The 18,315-nt window shown below is 34.0% G+C and carries 21 protein-coding genes; 13 read left to right on the forward strand and 8 right to left on the reverse strand.

Annotation, left to right across the window (positions count from 1 at the left end; all coding sequences use genetic code 11):
- Positions 1–86 precede the first annotated feature (86 nt).
- The 7 genes from WFZ85_RS05825 (at position 87) to WFZ85_RS05855 (ending at position 6,542) form a co-directional block, all read left to right on the forward strand.
- Positions 87–1,010, forward strand: coding sequence for an ABC transporter ATP-binding protein (locus WFZ85_RS05825; RefSeq protein ID WP_342695347.1), 924 nt, complete (start codon positions 87–89; stop codon positions 1,008–1,010).
- Positions 1,010–2,314: an ABC transporter permease gene (locus tag WFZ85_RS05830; RefSeq protein ID WP_342695348.1), complete on the forward strand. Its 1,305-nt coding sequence runs from the start codon at positions 1,010–1,012 to the stop codon at positions 2,312–2,314. Before WFZ85_RS05825 ends, WFZ85_RS05830 begins: the two co-directional genes overlap by 1 nt.
- A gap of 3 nt (positions 2,315–2,317) precedes the next feature.
- Positions 2,318–2,761 (forward strand): nuclear transport factor 2 family protein, encoded by a 444-nt coding sequence (locus WFZ85_RS05835; protein ID WP_342695349.1) that lies wholly within the window; start codon positions 2,318–2,320, stop codon positions 2,759–2,761.
- A gap of 923 nt (positions 2,762–3,684) precedes the next feature.
- Positions 3,685–5,379 carry a DUF262 domain-containing protein gene (locus tag WFZ85_RS05840; RefSeq protein ID WP_342695350.1) on the forward strand — a complete coding sequence of 565 codons (1,695 nt, stop codon included), beginning with the start codon at positions 3,685–3,687 and terminating at the stop codon, positions 5,377–5,379.
- 152 nt (positions 5,380–5,531) lie between these two features.
- Positions 5,532–5,870, forward strand: a complete 339-nt coding sequence (locus tag WFZ85_RS05845) for a hypothetical protein (RefSeq protein WP_342695351.1) — start codon at positions 5,532–5,534, stop codon at positions 5,868–5,870.
- A gap of 37 nt (positions 5,871–5,907) precedes the next feature.
- Positions 5,908–6,117 (forward strand): hypothetical protein, encoded by a 210-nt coding sequence (locus tag WFZ85_RS05850; RefSeq protein WP_342695352.1) that lies wholly within the window; start codon positions 5,908–5,910, stop codon positions 6,115–6,117.
- Between the two features lie 248 nt (positions 6,118–6,365).
- Positions 6,366–6,542, forward strand: coding sequence for a hypothetical protein (locus WFZ85_RS05855; RefSeq protein ID WP_342695353.1), 177 nt, complete (start codon positions 6,366–6,368; stop codon positions 6,540–6,542).
- A gap of 14 nt (positions 6,543–6,556) precedes the next feature.
- Here WFZ85_RS05855 and WFZ85_RS05860 read toward each other — a convergent pair whose 3' ends face one another.
- Positions 6,557–6,913, reverse strand: a complete 357-nt coding sequence (locus WFZ85_RS05860) for a hypothetical protein (protein ID WP_342695354.1) — start codon at positions 6,911–6,913, stop codon at positions 6,557–6,559.
- Positions 6,914–6,948: 35 nt separating this feature from the next.
- Here WFZ85_RS05860 and WFZ85_RS05865 point away from each other — a divergent pair, with 35 nt between their 5' ends.
- The 5 genes from WFZ85_RS05865 (at position 6,949) to WFZ85_RS05885 (ending at position 11,010) form a co-directional block, all read left to right on the forward strand.
- Positions 6,949–7,596 carry a hypothetical protein gene (locus tag WFZ85_RS05865; RefSeq protein WP_342695355.1) on the forward strand — a complete coding sequence of 216 codons (648 nt, stop codon included), beginning with the start codon at positions 6,949–6,951 and terminating at the stop codon, positions 7,594–7,596.
- 280 nt (positions 7,597–7,876) lie between these two features.
- The gene (locus tag WFZ85_RS05870) at positions 7,877–8,575 is read left to right on the forward strand and encodes a hypothetical protein (RefSeq protein WP_342695356.1); all 699 of its coding nucleotides are present in this window, start codon (positions 7,877–7,879) and stop codon (positions 8,573–8,575) included.
- Positions 8,576–8,709: 134 nt separating this feature from the next.
- Entirely contained in the window at positions 8,710–9,252 is a 543-nt protein-coding gene (locus WFZ85_RS05875; protein ID WP_342695357.1) for a hypothetical protein, read from the forward strand.
- A 178-nt stretch (positions 9,253–9,430) separates the two neighbouring features.
- Positions 9,431–10,462, forward strand: coding sequence for a porin (locus WFZ85_RS05880; protein WP_342695358.1), 1,032 nt, complete (start codon positions 9,431–9,433; stop codon positions 10,460–10,462).
- 110 nt (positions 10,463–10,572) lie between these two features.
- Positions 10,573–11,010 (forward strand): hypothetical protein, encoded by a 438-nt coding sequence (locus tag WFZ85_RS05885; RefSeq protein WP_342695359.1) that lies wholly within the window; start codon positions 10,573–10,575, stop codon positions 11,008–11,010.
- 103 nt (positions 11,011–11,113) lie between these two features.
- Here WFZ85_RS05885 and WFZ85_RS05890 read toward each other — a convergent pair whose 3' ends face one another.
- Positions 11,114–12,541: an L-serine ammonia-lyase gene (locus tag WFZ85_RS05890; RefSeq protein WP_342695360.1), complete on the reverse strand. Its 1,428-nt coding sequence runs from the start codon at positions 12,539–12,541 to the stop codon at positions 11,114–11,116.
- A gap of 101 nt (positions 12,542–12,642) precedes the next feature.
- Here WFZ85_RS05890 and yaaA point away from each other — a divergent pair, with 101 nt between their 5' ends.
- Positions 12,643–13,401 (forward strand): peroxide stress protein YaaA, encoded by a 759-nt coding sequence (yaaA, locus tag WFZ85_RS05895; protein WP_342695361.1) that lies wholly within the window; start codon positions 12,643–12,645, stop codon positions 13,399–13,401.
- Between the two features lies 1 nt (position 13,402).
- On the opposite strand, the gene WFZ85_RS05900 is transcribed toward yaaA, so the two are convergent.
- From WFZ85_RS05900 to trpD, 6 genes are all read right to left on the reverse strand, one after another.
- Positions 13,403–13,750: a hypothetical protein gene (locus WFZ85_RS05900; RefSeq protein ID WP_342695362.1), complete on the reverse strand. Its 348-nt coding sequence runs from the start codon at positions 13,748–13,750 to the stop codon at positions 13,403–13,405.
- A gap of 186 nt (positions 13,751–13,936) precedes the next feature.
- On the reverse strand, positions 13,937–14,698 hold the full coding sequence (trpA, locus tag WFZ85_RS05905) for a tryptophan synthase subunit alpha (RefSeq protein WP_342695363.1): 762 nt from the start codon (positions 14,696–14,698) through the stop codon (positions 13,937–13,939).
- A gap of 2 nt (positions 14,699–14,700) precedes the next feature.
- On the reverse strand, positions 14,701–15,888 hold the full coding sequence (gene trpB / locus WFZ85_RS05910) for a tryptophan synthase subunit beta (RefSeq protein ID WP_342695364.1): 1,188 nt from the start codon (positions 15,886–15,888) through the stop codon (positions 14,701–14,703).
- Between the two features lie 3 nt (positions 15,889–15,891).
- Positions 15,892–16,518 carry a phosphoribosylanthranilate isomerase gene (locus WFZ85_RS05915; RefSeq protein WP_342695365.1) on the reverse strand — a complete coding sequence of 209 codons (627 nt, stop codon included), beginning with the start codon at positions 16,516–16,518 and terminating at the stop codon, positions 15,892–15,894.
- The gene (gene trpC, locus WFZ85_RS05920) at positions 16,508–17,302 is read right to left on the reverse strand and encodes an indole-3-glycerol phosphate synthase TrpC (RefSeq protein ID WP_342695366.1); all 795 of its coding nucleotides are present in this window, start codon (positions 17,300–17,302) and stop codon (positions 16,508–16,510) included. Before trpC ends, WFZ85_RS05915 begins: the two co-directional genes overlap by 11 nt.
- Positions 17,299–18,297 (reverse strand): anthranilate phosphoribosyltransferase, encoded by a 999-nt coding sequence (trpD, locus tag WFZ85_RS05925; protein ID WP_342695367.1) that lies wholly within the window; start codon positions 18,295–18,297, stop codon positions 17,299–17,301. Before trpD ends, trpC begins: the two co-directional genes overlap by 4 nt.
- Positions 18,298–18,315: the final 18 nt, after the last annotated feature.

Here is an 18,315-nt window from a genome sequence, read left to right on the forward strand (position 1 = left end):
CAAAAATTAAAAAGGATGAGAAGTATTGCTATAGATTTTTGTACCGAAACATCGGGATTGATATTTACTTTTTTGACCTTATAAATATGAGCAACATTCTTGAAGTTAACAAGGTAGTCAAGCAATATGGCGACTACACTGCGCTGAACACCGTTTCTTTAACCGTTCCTAAAGGCAGTATTTATGGACTTCTTGGTCCAAATGGTGCCGGAAAAACTTCCCTAATTCGAATTATTAATCAAATTACAATGCCCGACAGCGGACAGGTTATCTTGGATGGTGAAGAACTTAATCCTACTCATGTGCACAGCATTGGCTACATGCCCGAAGAACGTGGTTTGTATAAAACCATGAAAGTAGGTGAGCAATGTTTGTATTTGGCACAACTAAAAGGATTGACAAAAGCGCAAGCCAAACACGAATTGGATTATTGGTTCAAGCGATTAGAAATTGAAGGTTGGTGGAATAAAAAAGTAGAAGAGTTGTCAAAAGGAATGGCACAAAAAGTACAGTTTGTAGTGACTGTTTTACACAAACCAAAATTATTGATACTCGATGAACCTTTCTCTGGTTTTGATCCTGTTAATGCCAATTTGATTAAAGATGAAATCATTGAATTGAATAAACAAGGAACTTCGGTTATCTTTTCAACCCATCGAATGGAAAGTGTGGAAGAAATGTGTGACCATATTGCGTTAATTCATAAATCAAATAAGCTAATTGAAGGCAAACTAACGGATGTTAAAAAACAATTTAGAACCAATGATTATGAAGTAGGAATTGTAACTGCTAATGTGGAAGGATTGATGTATGACTTGTCTCAAAAATTTACGATGGCTCAAACCGATTTCAAATCGTTGCACGACGAACTTAAACTTAAAGTAAATATTGGCTCTTCGTCTCCCAATGAATTATTAAATATACTAACACAAAGAGGACAAGTAACCCATTTTGTTGAGAAAATTCCAAGTGTGAACGATATTTTTATTAAAACTGTAACCGATAAGTAATGAGCAAATTATCATTGATAATAAAAAGAGAATTTATAGCCAAAGTGCGAAACAAATCATTCATTGTAATGACTTTTTTAAGTCCGTTGTTGTTTGTTGCGATCGCTGCTTTTGTGGGCTATTTAAGTACTATGAAAGCCGATTTGAAGACTATTGCTATTCATGATCAATCGGGTAAATTTTTCAATGAATTTAAAAGCGATGAAGAATATAAGTATGTCGATTTTTCTAAAGTAAATCTTCAAGTTTTAAAAGATAGCATTGTGGCAGAGGCTTATGAAGGACTATTAGTAATTCCTAAAACCGATGATGCAGTAGCTTTTCAAGAAGGATTTCAATATATTTCTAATGATAGCCCGAGTGTGCTTTTTACCAGCGAAATAGAAGAGGTGATTAATAAAAAATTGACGCTAGAAAATTATCAAAAAGCAGGTTTGGATACGTTGGCTATCAAAAAGGCAAAGTCGGATATTGCTATAAAACTGTCCAAAGCTTCGGGAGAAATGGCTTTGAAAGGGTTAAATGAAATTAAAATTGCAATTGGTGGCGCTTTTGGCTATTTGATTATGATGTTCATAATTATTTATGGTAATATGGTGATGCGAAGTGTGATTGAAGAAAAAGTGTCCCGAATTATTGAAGTTATTATTTCTTCTGTTAAACCTTTTCAGTTGATGTTGGGAAAAATTATTGGCACGTCGCTGGCGGGAATTCTTCAATTTCTAATTTGGGCGTTGTTAGGATTGGTGGCTTTGCTGGTTTTCTCTACTGTTTTTGGTATTCCAATGGGTGTCAGCTCTGGAGCAGAAGTAGAGGCACTGCAAGCGGCACAGAGCGAAATGGGCGGCACAGTGCAATTGTATGCTGCCGAATTATGGAATTTGCCCGTGGCCACTATACTGCTTTCTTTTGTGTTTTATTTTATTGGTGGCTACTTTCTTTATAGTTCGTTTTATGCATCGATTGGGGCAGCAGTGGATAACGAAACCGACTCGCAGCAATTTTTATTACCCATCATTATGCCTTTGGTTTTAGGCGTTTATATTGGGTTTTTTACCGTGATGAATGATCCACATGGCACTGTGGCCACTGTTTTCTCTATGATACCGTTGACTTCACCCATCGTTATGATGATGCGAATTCCGTTTGGCGTGCCGCTTTGGCAAATACTGGTTTCGTTAGGATTACTTTTTGCCACCTTCTTTTTAGTTGTTTGGTTTGCTGCAAAAATATATCGCGTCGGGATATTGATGTATGGCAAAAAACCTACTTGGAAAGAATTGTATAAATGGTCTAAATATTAGGATATGAAAAAAATAATTTGTTTAATGGCTTTGTTAGTTGTAGCTACTACAACAGCGCAGAAGAAAGAAGTGCAAAACACGATCGAAACTTTTTTTAGTGGTTTTCACCAACGCGATTCGTTAAAAATGAAGGCGGTTTCCCATCCCAAATTGCTGTTGCAAAGCATTGCGGAAGACGTGAAAGGCACGGAACTTATTTTTGAAAGTGCCAAAGAGTTTTTTATCACGATTGCAACTATACCACGGGATATGAAAATTGAAGAGCGGATTTTGAGCTACAACATTCAAGTGGATGGTGCGATGGCACATGCATGGACGCCTTATGAATTTTATGTAAATGGAAAATTAAGTCATAAGGGTGTGAATGCTTTTACGCTGTTTAAGGACGGTAGTCTCGAAGCTGCGGGATGGAAAATTATTCATATTGTAGATACTAGGCATTATTAAATAAAATTTGTATTTTAGTACTTGTTTTTTAAGTAGGTAAGGATGTAGGTAGACTGAGTAACGCGCTTCTTATTTGGAAATACCAATGCCAGTAGAAACTCGGCTTAAGATATAAATCCATTACAATTACAACCTGATTATTATGACTTATTTATTTAAGTTATGGTAATCGGGTTTTTTTATTTAGTGTTGTGTTCTTTGTATCCAGTTAGGTGTTTTCTGTTTCGAGTGCTGAAATCTCGTCATTGAGTTCAGAGTTCTATGTATTCAGTGCAGAGTTTTATGTATTGGGTTCAGAGTTCTCAGTATTGAGCTCAGAGTTCTTTGCATTGAGTTTAAAGTTCTTTGCATTGAGTGCAGAGTTCTATGTATCGAGTTCAGAGTTCTCTGCATTGAGTTCAGAGTTCTCTGCATTGAGTTCAGAGTTCTATGTATCGAATTCAGAGTTCTCTGTATTAAGTTCAGAGTTCTCTGTATTGAGTTCAGAGTTCTCTGTATTAAGATCAGCGTTCTGTTTATAAAGTTTTGAGTTCATAGCATCGAGCGCGACCGTTTCAGGGCATTTTTTTATCTTCTGAGCACCTTTAGCGTTCTTTTTTATCTGTTTTAGCTATTTTTGATGGAGTTGGGTTGTTTTTAGGAAATAGCTAGTAGCATGCTGAAGGATGGTACTATTTTAATATATTTGAAATAAGTAAAAAGTAGGACGAATGTCAGACTTATTTACCCGTTTTTGGGCGTATAGTCGGTACTTTATAGGGAATATATATCAGTTTTCTATAATGCCTTACCAAAGCTACAGAATTCGTGAACCTGACTTATTTTCAGAATAATTCTGAAATTCAAAATTTCTTTTTGAAAAAACCGAGGATTTTGTTGTAGAAGAATATTGTCGTAATTTTACAAATCAAAAAAAAGAGAATATGGCAACAATACTTTTAAACACTGGAACAGCTACTTATAATGATTTAATAGCCAATGGTAGAACATTCCATGTGCCACCATATCAGAGAGATTACTCATGGGAAAGAGAGTATTGGGAAGATTTATGGATGGACATTTTAGATTTACCAAAAGAAAAATATCACTATATGGGATATTTAGTTTTTCAAGAAGATATTTCCAAAACTAAAACATCATTTATAATTGACGGCCAACAGCGTTTCACAACTTTAAGTATTTTGTGTCTTTCAGCAATAAGATTGCTTAAGGAATGGTCTGAATCTGGTATTAATTCAGAGAGTAATGAAACGAGAATAAATAAACTTACTGAAAAATTTTTAGGCAATTTTTCTACATCAAAATTAACGATTACGCCTAAACTAATCTTAAATAAAAATAATGATGATTTCTATAAAAGTTATTTATTAAATCATAGAAAACCACCAGCTATAGGAAAATTAAAACCTTCTCAAAGAAGATTATGGAATGCATATGAGTTTTTCTACCAAGTCTTGAAAGGAAAAGTAACTTCAAAATCAGGAGAAGAATTAGCTACGTTAATTGATGATGAAATATCCAATTCATTAATATTTACAACCATTAATGTAAGTGATGATTTGAATGCATACAAAGTATTTGAAACTCTTAATGCTAGAGGAGTTAAATTGTCTCCCTCAGATTTATTGAAAAATTATTTGTTTTCAAAAGCTTTTGAATCAAGTAGCTCTGAATTGGAAGAAACGGAACGCAGATGGCAAAGCATTAACGACTTTTTAGGAAAGTCAGACTTACCCACATTTTTGAGACACTATTGGAATTCAAGATACGATTTAGTTAGGATTTCTAATCTTTATCGTTCTATAAAGTCTTCAATCCAAACTCCTAAAGAGGTATTTGATTTATTGAACGAATTAGAACAATTGGCTCCTGTTTATTCTGCATTTGAAAATCCAGCTGATCCAATGTGGAATAAAGACCAAAGAGGATATATTCGCTCAATGAATCTTTTTGGTGTATCTACATGGTATTCGTTAATGTTAATTACTAAACAAAAATTCTCAGAAGAAGAGTTCACAAAACTTTTGCATGAATTAAATGTTATCACTTTTAGATATAATGTTATCTCAGGTTTACACACCAATGAGATTGAGCAAATATTTAATAAACTCTCGGTAAAGATATTTAAAAATGAAATTACTAAAGCTTCACAAGCATTTGAAGTTTTAAAATCAATTTATGTTCAGGATGAAAGTTTTGCTCAAGCATTTTCAACAAAATTCTTAAGTACAAAACGTAATAAGAATCTTGTGAAATATATTCTTGTTGAACTTGAAAATACACTTTCAGGAACTTCAAATCAATTCGAGGATGCAACATCAACAATTGAACATATTTTACCTGAGAATCCTACGGCTGAATGGGAAACAAATTTTCCAGCTGATGAGCAAGATGATTACATCTATATGATTGGTAATTATACTTTACTTGAAGAAACTTTAAACAGAAAAGCAGGTGATAAAGTGTTTTCAGAAAAACTTCATTTGTACAGTTCATCTTCTTTCAGAATGAGTAACACTGAATTAAATTACATTGAGTGGACACCAATCGTTTTGAGAAAACATCAAGACAAAATGGCAAAATGGGCATGTAGTGCATGGAAAAGCTATTATCAATAAAATACGGACTACAGCCAACACCCATTCCTCTCTAAACTACCGTAAAGTTAGTAACCACTTTGAATAAGGGTTATATGTTTCCAAACCCGTTATAGTAAGAGAAAGTTACTTGATATTGTCCTCGAAATCATGCACAATCGAAAATTGAAAATATGAAAAACTTAAGTTTTGAAAATTTAAAAAAAGATGTTGAAACTTTTATACTCACAGAAAATGATTCTTATATCGATTCCTATATTGAATTTATAGGTTACTTTAAAAACCTTGATTGGATTGAAAAGCATAATTTAATAATTGCAAGTCATTTTGTTTATGGTTGGATGCCAACAATTATACAACTGGACACGAAAAATGTAGATGAAGTTTTAAGTATACTAAATGGTGTTAAAAATGGACATTCTGCGACAGAAAGCGAATTGGAAATTATCAAGCAATGCGTAAATAATTCTATAGTTGGAACGTCAAAACTTTTTACATTTTATAAACCCTAATCTTTATGCAATTTGGGACAGTCGAATTTTTAGATATGTGACTGGCAAAAAATCTACTTATGGAATTGAAAAACCAAAAGCATATATGGAATATATCAAAGTACTAAATGAAATCACCAATCATAAAGATTATAGAAGTTTGCATTTTGAAATTGAAAGAAATTTCAAATATGAAATATCGCCGTTGAGAGCAATTGAAATTTTAATGTTTGAAACTGACAGAGAAAGACAACGGAAAAGAAAATAATAACAGCACACAACAGCCATTCCTCTCTAAACCATCATAAATTTAGTAACCACTTTGAGTAAAGGTTATCTAGTACTTTTTAGGTATATTTGTTTGGAAGATTATTTCGTCTGTCCGCTATTGCTCGGGTGTGGAGGTTTTTTTCACTGTCTGGCGTGAAAGGCACGGAACTTATTTTTCAAAGTGCCAAAGAGTTTTTTATCACGATTGCTACTATCCCGCGGGATATGAAAATTGAAGAGCGGATTTTGAGCTATACCATTCAAGTGGATGGTGAGATGGCACATGCATGGACTCCCTATGAGTTTTATGTTAACGGGAAATTCAGTCATAAGGGCGTGAATGCTTTTACGCTGTTTAAGGACGGTAGTCTCGAAGCTTCGGGATGGAAAATTATTCATATTGTAGATACTAGGCATTATTAAATAAAATTTGTATTTTAGTACTTGTTTTTTAAGTAGGTAAGGATGTAGGTAGACTGAGTAACGATGTAGGTAGACTGAGTAACGATGTAAGTAGACCGAGTAACGATGTAAGTAGACTGAGTAACGATGTAAGTAGACTGAGTAACGATGTAAGTAGACCAAGTAACGATGTAAGTAGACCGAGTAACGATGTAGGTAGACCGAGTAACGATGTAGGTAGACCGAGTAACGATGTAAGTAGACCGAGTAACGATGTAGGTAGATTGAGTAACGACGGTTTTGAGTAAAGTAACGTTTTTTGTAAGGTATTTATATATATATTTATGGTTTTTTTGATAGAGAATTAAGAAATGATGATTTATGATTGACATTTTTACTTTGTTTATAATCTTTAAATTTTTATACTATGGGTGCAATTAGATTTGAGGAGTATGCTCCTCTAGGTGATTTTATCATGAAAAGTTTTGAAAGAGATCAGGCTGCGATTGAGGTTCGATTTCCAAAGGTAGATGGTGCTTATGCCACTGCGTTTCGAGGGAAACTGGCGATTGTTAAGCAACTTGAAGGAACGCTAGTTTTGACGGAAGAGCAGAAGAAGGCGACAGTTGAGCTTTATGCAGAAGCCGATGTGGTTAACAATGAACTTAATTTTTTGAGTGCCTATTTTAAGGATGCGGGCTTGCCTACTGATGCGATTGTAACGTTGAAAAAAGCATTGACTCGCAATAATATTGAAGGTGCTTTGTTGCAGATGAAGGGTTTGACGGATTATATTGTTGCTAATCAAACGGTGCTTGTAGATGAGGGTATGGCGGCTGATTTTCCTACTAAACTGGAGGATTACCGAGTGAGTATGGCGGCAAAAAATACGTTGCAGAACAGTGTTTTGAATGCTAGAAAGACTTTAGTGAATGAAAATAGAGGGCAATATAAGGAGTTGTATGCTTTTATTGCGAATATTGCTAAAAAAGGCAGGTTGATTTTTGCTGGTACTGTTGTAGAGGATGAGTATAACATTACTAAAATTGTAGGGCGCATGCGGGCGAAGCAATAGTTTTTTGCATGAAGTGCTTATGTTTTAGAACCCAACAGTTTTGACTGTTGGGTTTTTTTGTGGTTGTGAAATTTTTTTTGTGAATTATTTTTAGACTAGTGGGCGGCGTGTTTATGTGTTGCTATTTTTGCTATTTTTGGAAGGTAGCTAGCGGAATATGTAGTATGCGCAGAGAGAACATTTGTGTTGCATGACAATTTAGTATAATATCTAGGAATTTTATACGTGTGTAAAAGCTAGTTAGCAGAGATTTTTACAAAACTGAACTTAATAAAATATTATGAACAAAAACATTACAAATAACCTAATCATACTATTTACTGGTAGTTACTTAGTTATTCTTAGTATAATAATTTATTGTTCAGAGTTCAATACTAATGTTGTTAAAGACATTACATTAATTACTACATCTTTTTCCACTTTAATAATCGCTTTGCTATTATATGATAGATTCAATTATAGGAAAATTATTTTTGAGCGTAAACTTGAAATCGTTTTAGATCTTCTTGAACATATTAAAAAGACAAGAATTCAAATTAATTATAGAAACACTGAAACTTTAAAGATTTTTGTTGGAACAGTATCAGTTGATAGGTTAGAAATTAAGAATTTATTATTAAACAATTATTTTAATAAAGAAGCCAAAATTATACTCGAGGCAATTGAATTAAGGGATTATGTGGATGAAATAATGAGGTTTAAAACAAATCCATTTATGCCAATAGAAATTGCCAATAGTTTAGAATTTTTATCAATGGAATATTTTGAAGGTGTCGAAGTAAAACCCGAATATCAAAGTGAATATATCAAGATATCAATAAATAAAAGTGTGAAAAACTTTAAAGATCTTAAAGGTTGGTATAATCTAGGAAAAGAAATATCATTTGATACTTTTATAAAAAATTATCTAAAATCACTTGATGAAATTGAGAACTGGATAAACAAACATTCGAATACTGAAGCCAAATTAAATTTATAAAAAACTTCTGCTAATAGTGGTTTGAACAAAAAGATATTTAGGCAAAATTTAAAGGTATTTTATATATTTCAAAAAAGATTGTGGAGGTTTTTTCATAGTCTGACGATGGCAGTAATTTAAGACACGTAAATCTTATGACACAAAACGAAATTCAAATAGTGCTTGAAATAATAATAATCGGGTTAGGATTATATTTGGCTTTTATCAAATCTTATATGGAAGAAAAAGGGAAAAATTTAGCAACAAAAGAAGATATTAGTGCAATCACGAAACAAATTGAAGGAGTTAAATCTGAGATAGAAATTCAAAAAGATATTTCAAAACAAAAGCGGGAGCTAAAGTATGAAGCTTTGTTGAAATCATTAAATTTAATAGATGCATATCTCTCTAATTTTATTTTAGATTCAACTATTGAAAAGCAATATGCAACTGCAGAAGAAACAAGAGAATGTTACAACAATCTTATATTGAGTTGTGATAACCAGGAAACAATTGACACATTTGTCAAGATAATGATGGAAGAGAAACCAAAAGATATATTAGGAACACAATATGTTTTGAAAGAACTACAAGGTTACAGAAATATAATCAGAAAAGAGCTTGGCTTTGGAGAAGCTTTAGTCACAAATTCAAATTACATTTGGATTTCGAATGTTCCATATGAATTAAAAAAATAAACTACAGTCAACAGCCATTCCTCTCTAAACCACTATAAAGTTAGTAACCACTTTGAGTAAGGGTTATATGTAGTTAAAAATCTTGTTTATGAGGTATGTCATTAACTTAGAGTACCTTTTATGTATATTTGTTTTTTTAACATTATATTAATTCCAATTGCCACGGCATTCCATTTTGATGAAACCTATTTTTTTGCTGCTAGTATTGGTTAGTAGTATTACTTTATCTCAAGAAAACAAAGCGCTCCATATTTCGTTTTCTGGATTTGCTGAAACCTATTATTCGTATGATTTTAACAACCCCAACACGGATGCAAAGCTTCCCTTTATGTATAACTATAATCGACATAATGAGTTTAACATCAATATAGGGTTGTTGCGTACCAAAGTGGAATATGAAAATGCCTATGCTAGTTTGACATTTCATGCTGGCACTTATGTAGAGGATAATTATGCGAATGAAAGTACGAAAATCATCAATGAGGCTTTTGTTGGGTTGTATTTAGATACCGATAGAAAACATACGCTTGAAGTTGGGATTTTACCAAGTTACATAGGTTTTGAAACCGCTGTTTCACATAATAATCTAACACTAACTCGGTCTATTTTAGCGGAGAATTCACCTTATTTTATGACCGGTGTAAAGTATAATTACAAATCATCGGAAAAATGGAATTATACATTCTTTATTACTAATGGCTGGCAACGAATTAGTAAACCACAACAAGATGTTGTTCCTGCCATTGGAACGCAAGTAGTATTTAAATCTGATGAAAATACCACGTTGAATTGGAGCACATTTATAGGCAAAGAGTTTAATGGTACAGATTATTCCATGAGGTATTTCAGTAATATCTATTATGATAAAAAATGGAACGACAAGTGGCGTACGATAGCAGGTTTTGATTATGGATGGCAAAATAATAGCTGGTTTAGTCCAGTTTTGATTACTCAATATTCCATAACTAGTAAATGGCAAACCGCAGGTAGAGTTGAATATTATGCAGATAACAATAATGTACTAATTGCTACCAATGACCCTTTTAAAACACTGGGTTTTTCTCTCAATTTTGATTATTTACCCAATTCAAAAGTTAAACTACGAACAGAAGCACGCTTTTTAAACAGTGAAGAAAAACTATTTGAAACTAATGCCGAACCAGTAAACGCTAATTTCTTTTGGACAACAAGCTTGTCTTTCGAATTTTAAGCAATTGTAAAATACGCTTATTGATTTATACAAGTAATAACTATAATTCTGTAACACGCTTCGTTGGCTTCCCAAGTAACTTTGTATCTAACAAAATAACAAAGGGAATTATGAAAAATGTAAACATTAAAAGTAGAAGTATACTAGCTGCTTTATTAATTGGTGGTTTAGGATTACTGGCTACTTCATGTAGTGATGACGACAACGAAGGGGAAACATTGGTTCCTTTGGCGGGCAAATGGGAGATTAGTAAAGTAGGAACATTAATTGGTGAAACAGAAACATTAATTGATGCGCCACAAAATCAATCGGGTTGTGAAAAAGATTTCATGCGATTAAAATCGGATAACACGGTAGAAGAAGGAAACTATGACTCAACGCTTGACCCTTGTGCGTTGTTCACTGACTTAGGGATTAATTCTAGGTCAAATAATAATTTAACAAAGGTTATTGAAGGCGTATCTACAACGCAGGATATTATGAATTTAACGCTTAATGAGCTAAAATTAAAAGATGCCAACGGAAATATTGAATTATACACCCGATAAGGAAGTATATTTCAAAACCGGAACGATAAAAGGTTTTTAATTATTCAGTTGGACACGGAGATAACTTTAACAGTTGTCTCCGTTTCTTTTTGTGTAAAATTAATTAACAGTCGGCCATGTTTACAGAAAGGGCTAATCCGCCTTCGCTGGTTTCTTTGTATTTAGAATTCATGTCTTTTGCCGTTTGCCACATGGTGTCAATTACTTTGTCTAAAGGAACTTTGGCATTCTTGGCATCAGTTTCCATGGCGAGTTCGGCAGCATTAATGGCTTTGATGGCACCCATAGTATTGCGTTCAATACACGGAATTTGAACCAAACCACCAATAGGGTCACAAGTTAAACCTAAATGATGTTCCATAGCTATTTCAGCTGCCATTAAAACTTGCTCTGTTGTTCCGCCCATAACTTCACAAAGTGCTGCGGCAGCCATGGCAGAGGAAACCCCAATCTCGGCTTGGCATCCACCCATTGCAGCAGAAATCGTCGAACCTTTTTTGAAAATACTACCAATTTCTCCAGCAACCATCAAGAATTGTTTGATTTCTTTTTCGCCCGCATTATGATTTTCAATAACCAAATAATACATTAAAACCGCAGGAATAACACCAGCACTTCCGTTGGTTGGTGCGGTTACAACACGACCTAGGGCTGCGTTTACTTCGTTTACAGCCAATGCAAAACAGGAAACCCATTTCAAGATTTGTCGAAATTTAACTTCTGTTTTTCTAATTGTTTCTAACCATTCTTGAGGAGAATTATAATTCGCCAGTCCTATTAATCCTTGGTGCATATCAAAAGCGCGTCGACGCACATTTAATCCGCCGGGAAGTATTCCTTCGCTGTGGCAACCAATGAACATGCATTCAAGCATCGTATTCCAAATTCGCATTAATTCGCTGTGCACTTCTGCTTCAGGACGCATCGAAATTTCATTGACATAAACAATTTCTGAAATTGATTTATTTTCCTTGATTGTATACTGCAATAATTCTGCAGCGTTTTGAATTGGATGAGGAAATGCACATTTTATTTGGTGTTTTTTCTTTGCATTAATGCGTTCTTCTTTTACTACAAATCCGCCGCCAATAGAGTAGAAGGTAGACTCATATTCGCTATTGTCATCGAGGAAAGCAGTAAATTTTATTCCATTGGCATGAAAAGGCAAGAAGTTTTTGTTGAAAACGATGTCCTGTAAAAAGTAAAACGGAATTACTATCTCATTGCCTAAATTGATTTCGTTTTTATCTTCGATTTCTTTGATTATCGAAGCAATATTCACAATAGGAATGTATTCAGGATCTTGACCTGCTAATCCAAGCATTACTGCCAAATCAGTAGCATGACCTTTTCCAGTTAAAGATAATGAACCATACAAATCAACTTTAACTCGAGTTGTACTTTTAAGTATATTTTCTAGTTTTAATTCCGATAGAAATCGTTCTGCGGCGCGCCATGGTCCAAGTGTGTGTGAGCTTGATGGTCCAACACCAATTTTAAGCATATCAAAAACAGAGATGCATTCTTCCATTACTATATCGATTTAATCAAGCAAATATATAGAATTAAGATTTTGCTATCGTTTTTTGTTATCACAATTAATCGTATTTTTGACTTATTAAAATTAAAGTTATGAAAATCGTCATTTCGCCTGCTAAATCTTTGAATTTTGAAAAAGTAGTGCCAACGAACACCTATACTGAACCACAGTTTTTAAAGGAAGCAAGTACTATTCAGAATACCTTAAAAAAGAAAAAGCCCAGTGATTTATCCGCTTTGATGGCTATTTCAGATAAATTGGCTACACTGAATTGGCAACGCAATCAAGAATGGCAAACGCCATTTACTATAGAAAATGCTCGACAAGCAGTTTACGCTTTTGATGGCGATGTTTATACCGGATTGGATGTATATACTTTGCCTGAAGGCAAATTAGCCGTTTTGCAGAACAAACTGCGAATTTTATCAGGATTGTATGGCTTGTTAAAACCATTGGATTTAATGCAGGCCTATCGATTAGAAATGGGAACCGCTATAGCGATTGGTAAAAACAAAAATCTATATGAGTTTTGGAAGAGTACTATAACCGAAACCTTGAATTCAGAATTGGAAAATGGCGAATTGTTTTTAAACCTCGCCAGTAATGAATATTTTAGTGCGGTTGATACTAAAAAATTAAAAGTTCCAGTAATTACTCCCGAATTTAAGGACTTCAAAGACGGAAAGCTCAAAATGATTAGTTTCTTTGCTAAAAAAGCAAGAGGTATGATGGTGCGTTATATTTTAGACACTAATGCAGAAACAATGGACGATTTAAAAGGATTTAATTACGAAGGTTATTCATTTGATGCAAATTTAAGCAAAGGGAATTCGTTAGTTTTTACAAGGTAGTTTATACATAAAGATATTCCTGATATTCTCTAACGGTTTCGATTGTTGCTCTCTTTTGATCTCTAGCTATTTCGCGAACGGCTTCCACACCTTTTTTAGCGCACCGTTTTACTTTATATAATCGTGACGAGAAGGAGTGGAGTTTTTCAATATCTTGTGGAGAAAGTTTGGTTTCTAGTTCGGCAACAAATTCACTAAACTCTTGTAAGACCATTTTGTTCTCCTCATAATCCGTTTTTAAGTCCTCAAAAAGTTCATTAATTTCTTTGTTAATGTCGTTGCCGATGTCTTCACTTTTTCTACAAAGCTCGGCAATTACTTTTTTTTCATGCGAAGTAAAAAGTCTCATATCTATCCGATTTTAAGTTCCTAATTTTAACTTGAATGAGACAAATTTAACAAATTGTTCTTCTTATGATGTAAATTGTTAATAATTAAATGGTTAAAGTTAAAAAGTGCCATAATTCAAGCAGTATAAGTAAAATCTATATCAAATAGTTAAAATATTTGTTTCCAATTGTATATGCTATTTTAATTAAATAATAGTTTCGATAAAATTATCAACTGTATCAACTCCATTTTTAGTCACAAATTGAATAAAACTACTGCCGATAATTGCACCTTTTTGATGTCTTGTAGCTTGTTCAAAAGTGGTTTTATTACTGATGCCGAAGCCAACTAGTTGTGGGTTTTTTAAATTCATATTTGAAATTCGTTCAAAGTAATTCATTTGGTTTTCATCAAATCGTTCTCTACTTCCCGTAACACTTGCTGTACTCACCATGTAGATAAAAGCATTAGAGTTGTCGTCAATCAATCGAATTCGCTCCTTTGAGGTTTGAGGTGTGATGAGAAATATCAATGCGATACCATAATGTTCAAATCGTTCTTTGTATTCCGATAGGTAGATTTCTAGCGGTAAATCGGGGATAATCAAGCCGTCAATCCCAGTTTCTTGGCATTTTTTTAAAAATGAATCTATTCCAAATTGCAGCATCGGATTAAAATATCCCATAATAATTAATGGAATAGTTACCGTTTTACGGATATCTTTTAATTGTTCAAAAAGCAATTCTGATGTCATGCCGTTTTCCAAGGCTTGTGTTGAACTGGCTTGAATAATAGGTCCATCAGCCAAAGGATCGCTAAACGGCAAGCCTATTTCGATGATGTCAACGTTCTTTTTTGCTAAATTTTCTATTAAACTTTTTGTATCATTTAGTTTCGGAAAACCTGCTGTAAAATAGATAGATAGTATTTTTTTGTTTTTTGAAAACACCTGTTGAATTCGATCCATTTTTATAGTTTAAAATAATTAATATAGGTATTCAAATCTTTATCACCACGACCAGATAAATTGACAACGACAACATCATTTGGCTTAAACTTTTTATAATGAAAAACAGCAAAAGCGTGCGCGGTTTCTATCGCTGGAATAATTCCTTCGGTTTTTGCTAAATCAATCCCAGCTTGCATGGCATCTTCATCGGTAATGGCGATGAATTCCGCTCTTTGTGTTTGATATAAGTTAGCATGCATCGGACCAACACCAGGATAATCCAATCCTGCAGAAATAGAGTAGGGTTCTGTGATTTGTCCGTCCTGTGTTTGCATCAAAAGCGTTTTGCTTCCATGAATGATTCCAATTTTGCCCAAAACCGAAGTTGCGGCACTTTCACCAGTATCAATCCCTTTTCCTGCTGCTTCTACTGCAATTAACTTCACATTTTCATCATCCAAAAAATGATAAAAAGCACCAGCAGCATTGCTTCCGCCGCCAACACAGGCAATTACATAATCAGGGTTTTCGCGATTTTCTTTTTCAAGAAGTTGGTGTTTAATCTCTTGCGAAATCACACTTTGAAATCGCGCAACCATATCAGGATAAGGATGAGGTCCAACTACCGAACCGATGATGTAAAAAGTGTCAATAGGATTGCTAATCCAATCACGAATGGCTTCGTTTGTGGCATCTTTTAAGGTTTTGGAACCTGATGTCGCCGGACGAACTTCGGCACCGAGCATTTTCATTCGCGCTACATTTGGCGCTTGACGTTCAATGTCAACTTCTCCCATATAAACAATACATTCTAAACCCATTAACGCACAAACAGTAGCTGTTGCAACGCCGTGTTGACCTGCGCCTGTTTCTGCGATGATTCTGGTTTTTCCTAGTCTTTTCGCTAGAAGAATTTGACCAATAGTATTGTTGATTTTGTGCGCACCAGTATGACACAAATCTTCGCGTTTCAAATAGATTTTAGTATTGAATTGCTTTGATAAACGTTCCGCATAATAGAGTGGTGTTGGTCTTCCTACATATTCTTGTAGCAAAAAATGAAACTCCTTTTGAAAGCTATCTTCTGCAGAAATTTTTAAGTACTGTTGGCGAAGTTCTTCTACATTAGGATAAAGCATTTCTGGGATAAATGCGCCGCCAAATTCGCCATAAAAGCCTTTTTCATCTACATTGTAACTCGTTTGCATATTTTATTTTTTAAAAGTGTGGATTAACTGTTTTGTTTTTTCAATCGATTTCAAACCTGGTAAAATTTCAAGTTGACTGTTGCAATCAATGGCTACACAGTTTTTGGCGTAGTTTTGGCTAAGAAACTCTTTGACTTCATTTGTATTTTCTAGTCCGATACCACCGCTTAAAAAATAGGACTTGTCCAAATGGTAGTTAGCTAAAATAGTCCAATCAAAGGTAAATCCGTTTCCACCATAATGATCACCTTTAGTATCAAATAAAAAGTAAGTACACGATTTGTTGTAAGTATTTAAGATATTGAAATTAAATTGTTTATCTATTGAAAATGCTTTGATTACTTTAGCTAAATTATTTTCAACTTCTTGACATAGTTCTGGCGTTTCATCACCGTGTAATTGTACCAAATTGAGTTCGTGTTGTTTTACTATTACTTCAATTTCGTCATAAGAAGCGTTCACAAAAACGCCTACTTTTTGGATGGCTTTATCCAAAGTTGGGATGTTGTTTTTCTTATTTCTAGGCGAGTTTTCATAAAAAATAAACCCTAAATAATCAGGTTGTAAAGCTGCTATTTGTTGCGTATTTTCATCAAACTTCATCCCACATATTTTAATTTTAATGTCCATTTGTTTTCAATTGATTGATGAATTGACCCAAACTCTCGCCAGGATTGTTTGTTTTCATGAAGTTTTCTCCAATTAAAAAGCCTTGAAAACCCACATTTTTTAATTGCCAAACATCTTTAGGATTGTTAATTCCACTTTCTGAAATGGCAACAAAGTCTTGCGGAATGTGTTCAAACAAATCAATACTGGTTTTTAAATCTAGCTCGAAGGTTTTTAAGTTTCTATTGTTTACTCCAATGATATCAAGACTTGGCATGCTGCTATTTAGCAGTTCTTCTAAACTGTGAACTTCCAATAAAACTTCTAAAGCAAGCGATTGTGCAAATTCAGAAAGTATTTTGATTTCTGTTGGCGTTAAAACTGCAGCTATTAATAGAATAGCATCGGCACCATGCGCTTTGGCTTCTAAAATTTGAAATTCATCGATGATAAATTCTTTGCGTAGTAAAGGTGTTTTTACTGAAGCTTTTGCTAAAAGTAAATCATCTAATGAACCTCCAAAATATTGATTATCTGTTAATATAGAAATTCCACTTGCACCAGAACTTTCATATCCTGTAACTACTTCTTCAACCGATAAACTAGTGTTTATAATGTCTTTTGAAGGAGAACGACGCTTGTGTTCGGCAATAATTCCGAATGGTGAATTCAATATCGATTTGCTTAAAGAAACAGTTTTTGAATTGAATAAGTCATTATTTTCCAATTGTTGAGTTGAAACAACTGCTTTTTTTAGAGCGATTTCTTTCTTTTTACTAGCGATTATTTGATCTAAAATTGTCATGATGCTTGGCTGATTTGTTGTAATTTTTGTAATTTTTCTAGGGCTTTTCCCGATTGTAAACTTTCTTGTGCTTTAGCGAAAGCATGAATAATTGGTGAATTTTCCACCGTTGCGATGGCTAAAGCTGCATTGGCGCAAACAACATTTTGCTGTGCATCGGTGCCTTTTCCAGAGATAATTTCCATAAAAATATTTGCAGAACTCGCAATGGTTTCTCCACCTTTAATGTCTTCGTATTGCAATTTGGAAAGTTCAAAATCATACGGGTTGATAATGTTTTCGGCATTGCGGCTAATCATTTTGGCATCGCCAGTTAACGAAATTTCGTCATAACCATCCAAAGCATGCAGAATGGCGTAGTTTACATCCGTATTTTGGTATAAGTAAGCGTACATTCGCGCTAATTCCAAACTAAAAACACCAACCAATTGGTTTTTAGGAAACGAAGGATTAACCATCGGACCAAGCATATTGAAAAAGGTTTTTACTCCTAATTCTCTTCGGATTGGTCCCACATTTTTCATAGCTGGATGAAATAGTGGTGCATGAAGAATCGCAATATTGGCTTCTTCAATGCACTTCGTCAAAAAACTACTGTCATTACTGAATTTCACGCCCAGACTTTCCATTACATTACTAGAACCAGAAATAGATGAAACGCCATAATTTCCGTGTTTAGCAACCTTTATGCCAGCGCCAGCAGTAATAAATGACGCCAAAGTAGAAATATTGAACGTGTCTTTACCGTCACCACCAGTGCCACATAAATCGATGGTGTTGTATGCAGAAAAATCAATTGGAATACAAAGTTCCAAAAGCGCCTCACGAAAACCCGAAAGCTCTTCAATAGTGATGTTTCGCATCATGTACACAGTTAGAAATGCCGAAATTTGACTTGGATTGTATTGACCTGCGGAAATATTGACCAAAACTGCTTTCGCTTCGTCTTGTGAAAGCGTTTCGTGATTGATTAATCTATTTAAAATTGTTTTCATTTTGTAAATTATTTTAAA

Source organism: Flavobacterium aureirubrum, assembly GCF_038739835.1.
Lineage (GTDB): Bacteria > Bacteroidota > Bacteroidia > Flavobacteriales > Flavobacteriaceae > Flavobacterium > Flavobacterium aureirubrum.

What these genes read in the sequence shown, in the direction of transcription:
- trpB (WP_342695364.1), bottom strand. Translation starts at nt 15,888, where the DNA reads ATGCAAACGAGTTACAATGTAGATGAAAAAGGCTTTTATGGCGAATTT.
- WFZ85_RS05840 (WP_342695350.1), top strand. Translation starts at nt 3,685, where the DNA reads ATGGCAACAATACTTTTAAACACTGGAACAGCTACTTATAATGATTTA.
- WFZ85_RS05825 (WP_342695347.1), top strand. Translation starts at nt 87, where the DNA reads ATGAGCAACATTCTTGAAGTTAACAAGGTAGTCAAGCAATATGGCGAC.
- WFZ85_RS05865 (WP_342695355.1), top strand. Translation starts at nt 6,949, where the DNA reads ATGGGTGCAATTAGATTTGAGGAGTATGCTCCTCTAGGTGATTTTATC.
- WFZ85_RS05880 (WP_342695358.1), top strand. Translation starts at nt 9,431, where the DNA reads ATGAAACCTATTTTTTTGCTGCTAGTATTGGTTAGTAGTATTACTTTA.
- WFZ85_RS05830 (WP_342695348.1), top strand. Translation starts at nt 1,010, where the DNA reads ATGAGCAAATTATCATTGATAATAAAAAGAGAATTTATAGCCAAAGTG.
- WFZ85_RS05870 (WP_342695356.1), top strand. Translation starts at nt 7,877, where the DNA reads ATGAACAAAAACATTACAAATAACCTAATCATACTATTTACTGGTAGT.
- yaaA (WP_342695361.1), top strand. Translation starts at nt 12,643, where the DNA reads ATGAAAATCGTCATTTCGCCTGCTAAATCTTTGAATTTTGAAAAAGTA.
- WFZ85_RS05845 (WP_342695351.1), top strand. Translation starts at nt 5,532, where the DNA reads ATGAAAAACTTAAGTTTTGAAAATTTAAAAAAAGATGTTGAAACTTTT.
- WFZ85_RS05860 (WP_342695354.1), bottom strand. Translation starts at nt 6,913, where the DNA reads ATGTCAATCATAAATCATCATTTCTTAATTCTCTATCAAAAAAACCAT.
- trpC (WP_342695366.1), bottom strand. Translation starts at nt 17,302, where the DNA reads ATGACAATTTTAGATCAAATAATCGCTAGTAAAAAGAAAGAAATCGCT.
- WFZ85_RS05875 (WP_342695357.1), top strand. Translation starts at nt 8,710, where the DNA reads ATGACACAAAACGAAATTCAAATAGTGCTTGAAATAATAATAATCGGG.
- trpD (WP_342695367.1), bottom strand. Translation starts at nt 18,297, where the DNA reads ATGAAAACAATTTTAAATAGATTAATCAATCACGAAACGCTTTCACAA.
- WFZ85_RS05835 (WP_342695349.1), top strand. Translation starts at nt 2,318, where the DNA reads ATGAAAAAAATAATTTGTTTAATGGCTTTGTTAGTTGTAGCTACTACA.
- WFZ85_RS05885 (WP_342695359.1), top strand. Translation starts at nt 10,573, where the DNA reads ATGAAAAATGTAAACATTAAAAGTAGAAGTATACTAGCTGCTTTATTA.
- trpA (WP_342695363.1), bottom strand. Translation starts at nt 14,698, where the DNA reads ATGGATCGAATTCAACAGGTGTTTTCAAAAAACAAAAAAATACTATCT.
- WFZ85_RS05890 (WP_342695360.1), bottom strand. Translation starts at nt 12,541, where the DNA reads ATGGAAGAATGCATCTCTGTTTTTGATATGCTTAAAATTGGTGTTGGA.
- WFZ85_RS05900 (WP_342695362.1), bottom strand. Translation starts at nt 13,750, where the DNA reads ATGAGACTTTTTACTTCGCATGAAAAAAAAGTAATTGCCGAGCTTTGT.
- WFZ85_RS05915 (WP_342695365.1), bottom strand. Translation starts at nt 16,518, where the DNA reads ATGGACATTAAAATTAAAATATGTGGGATGAAGTTTGATGAAAATACG.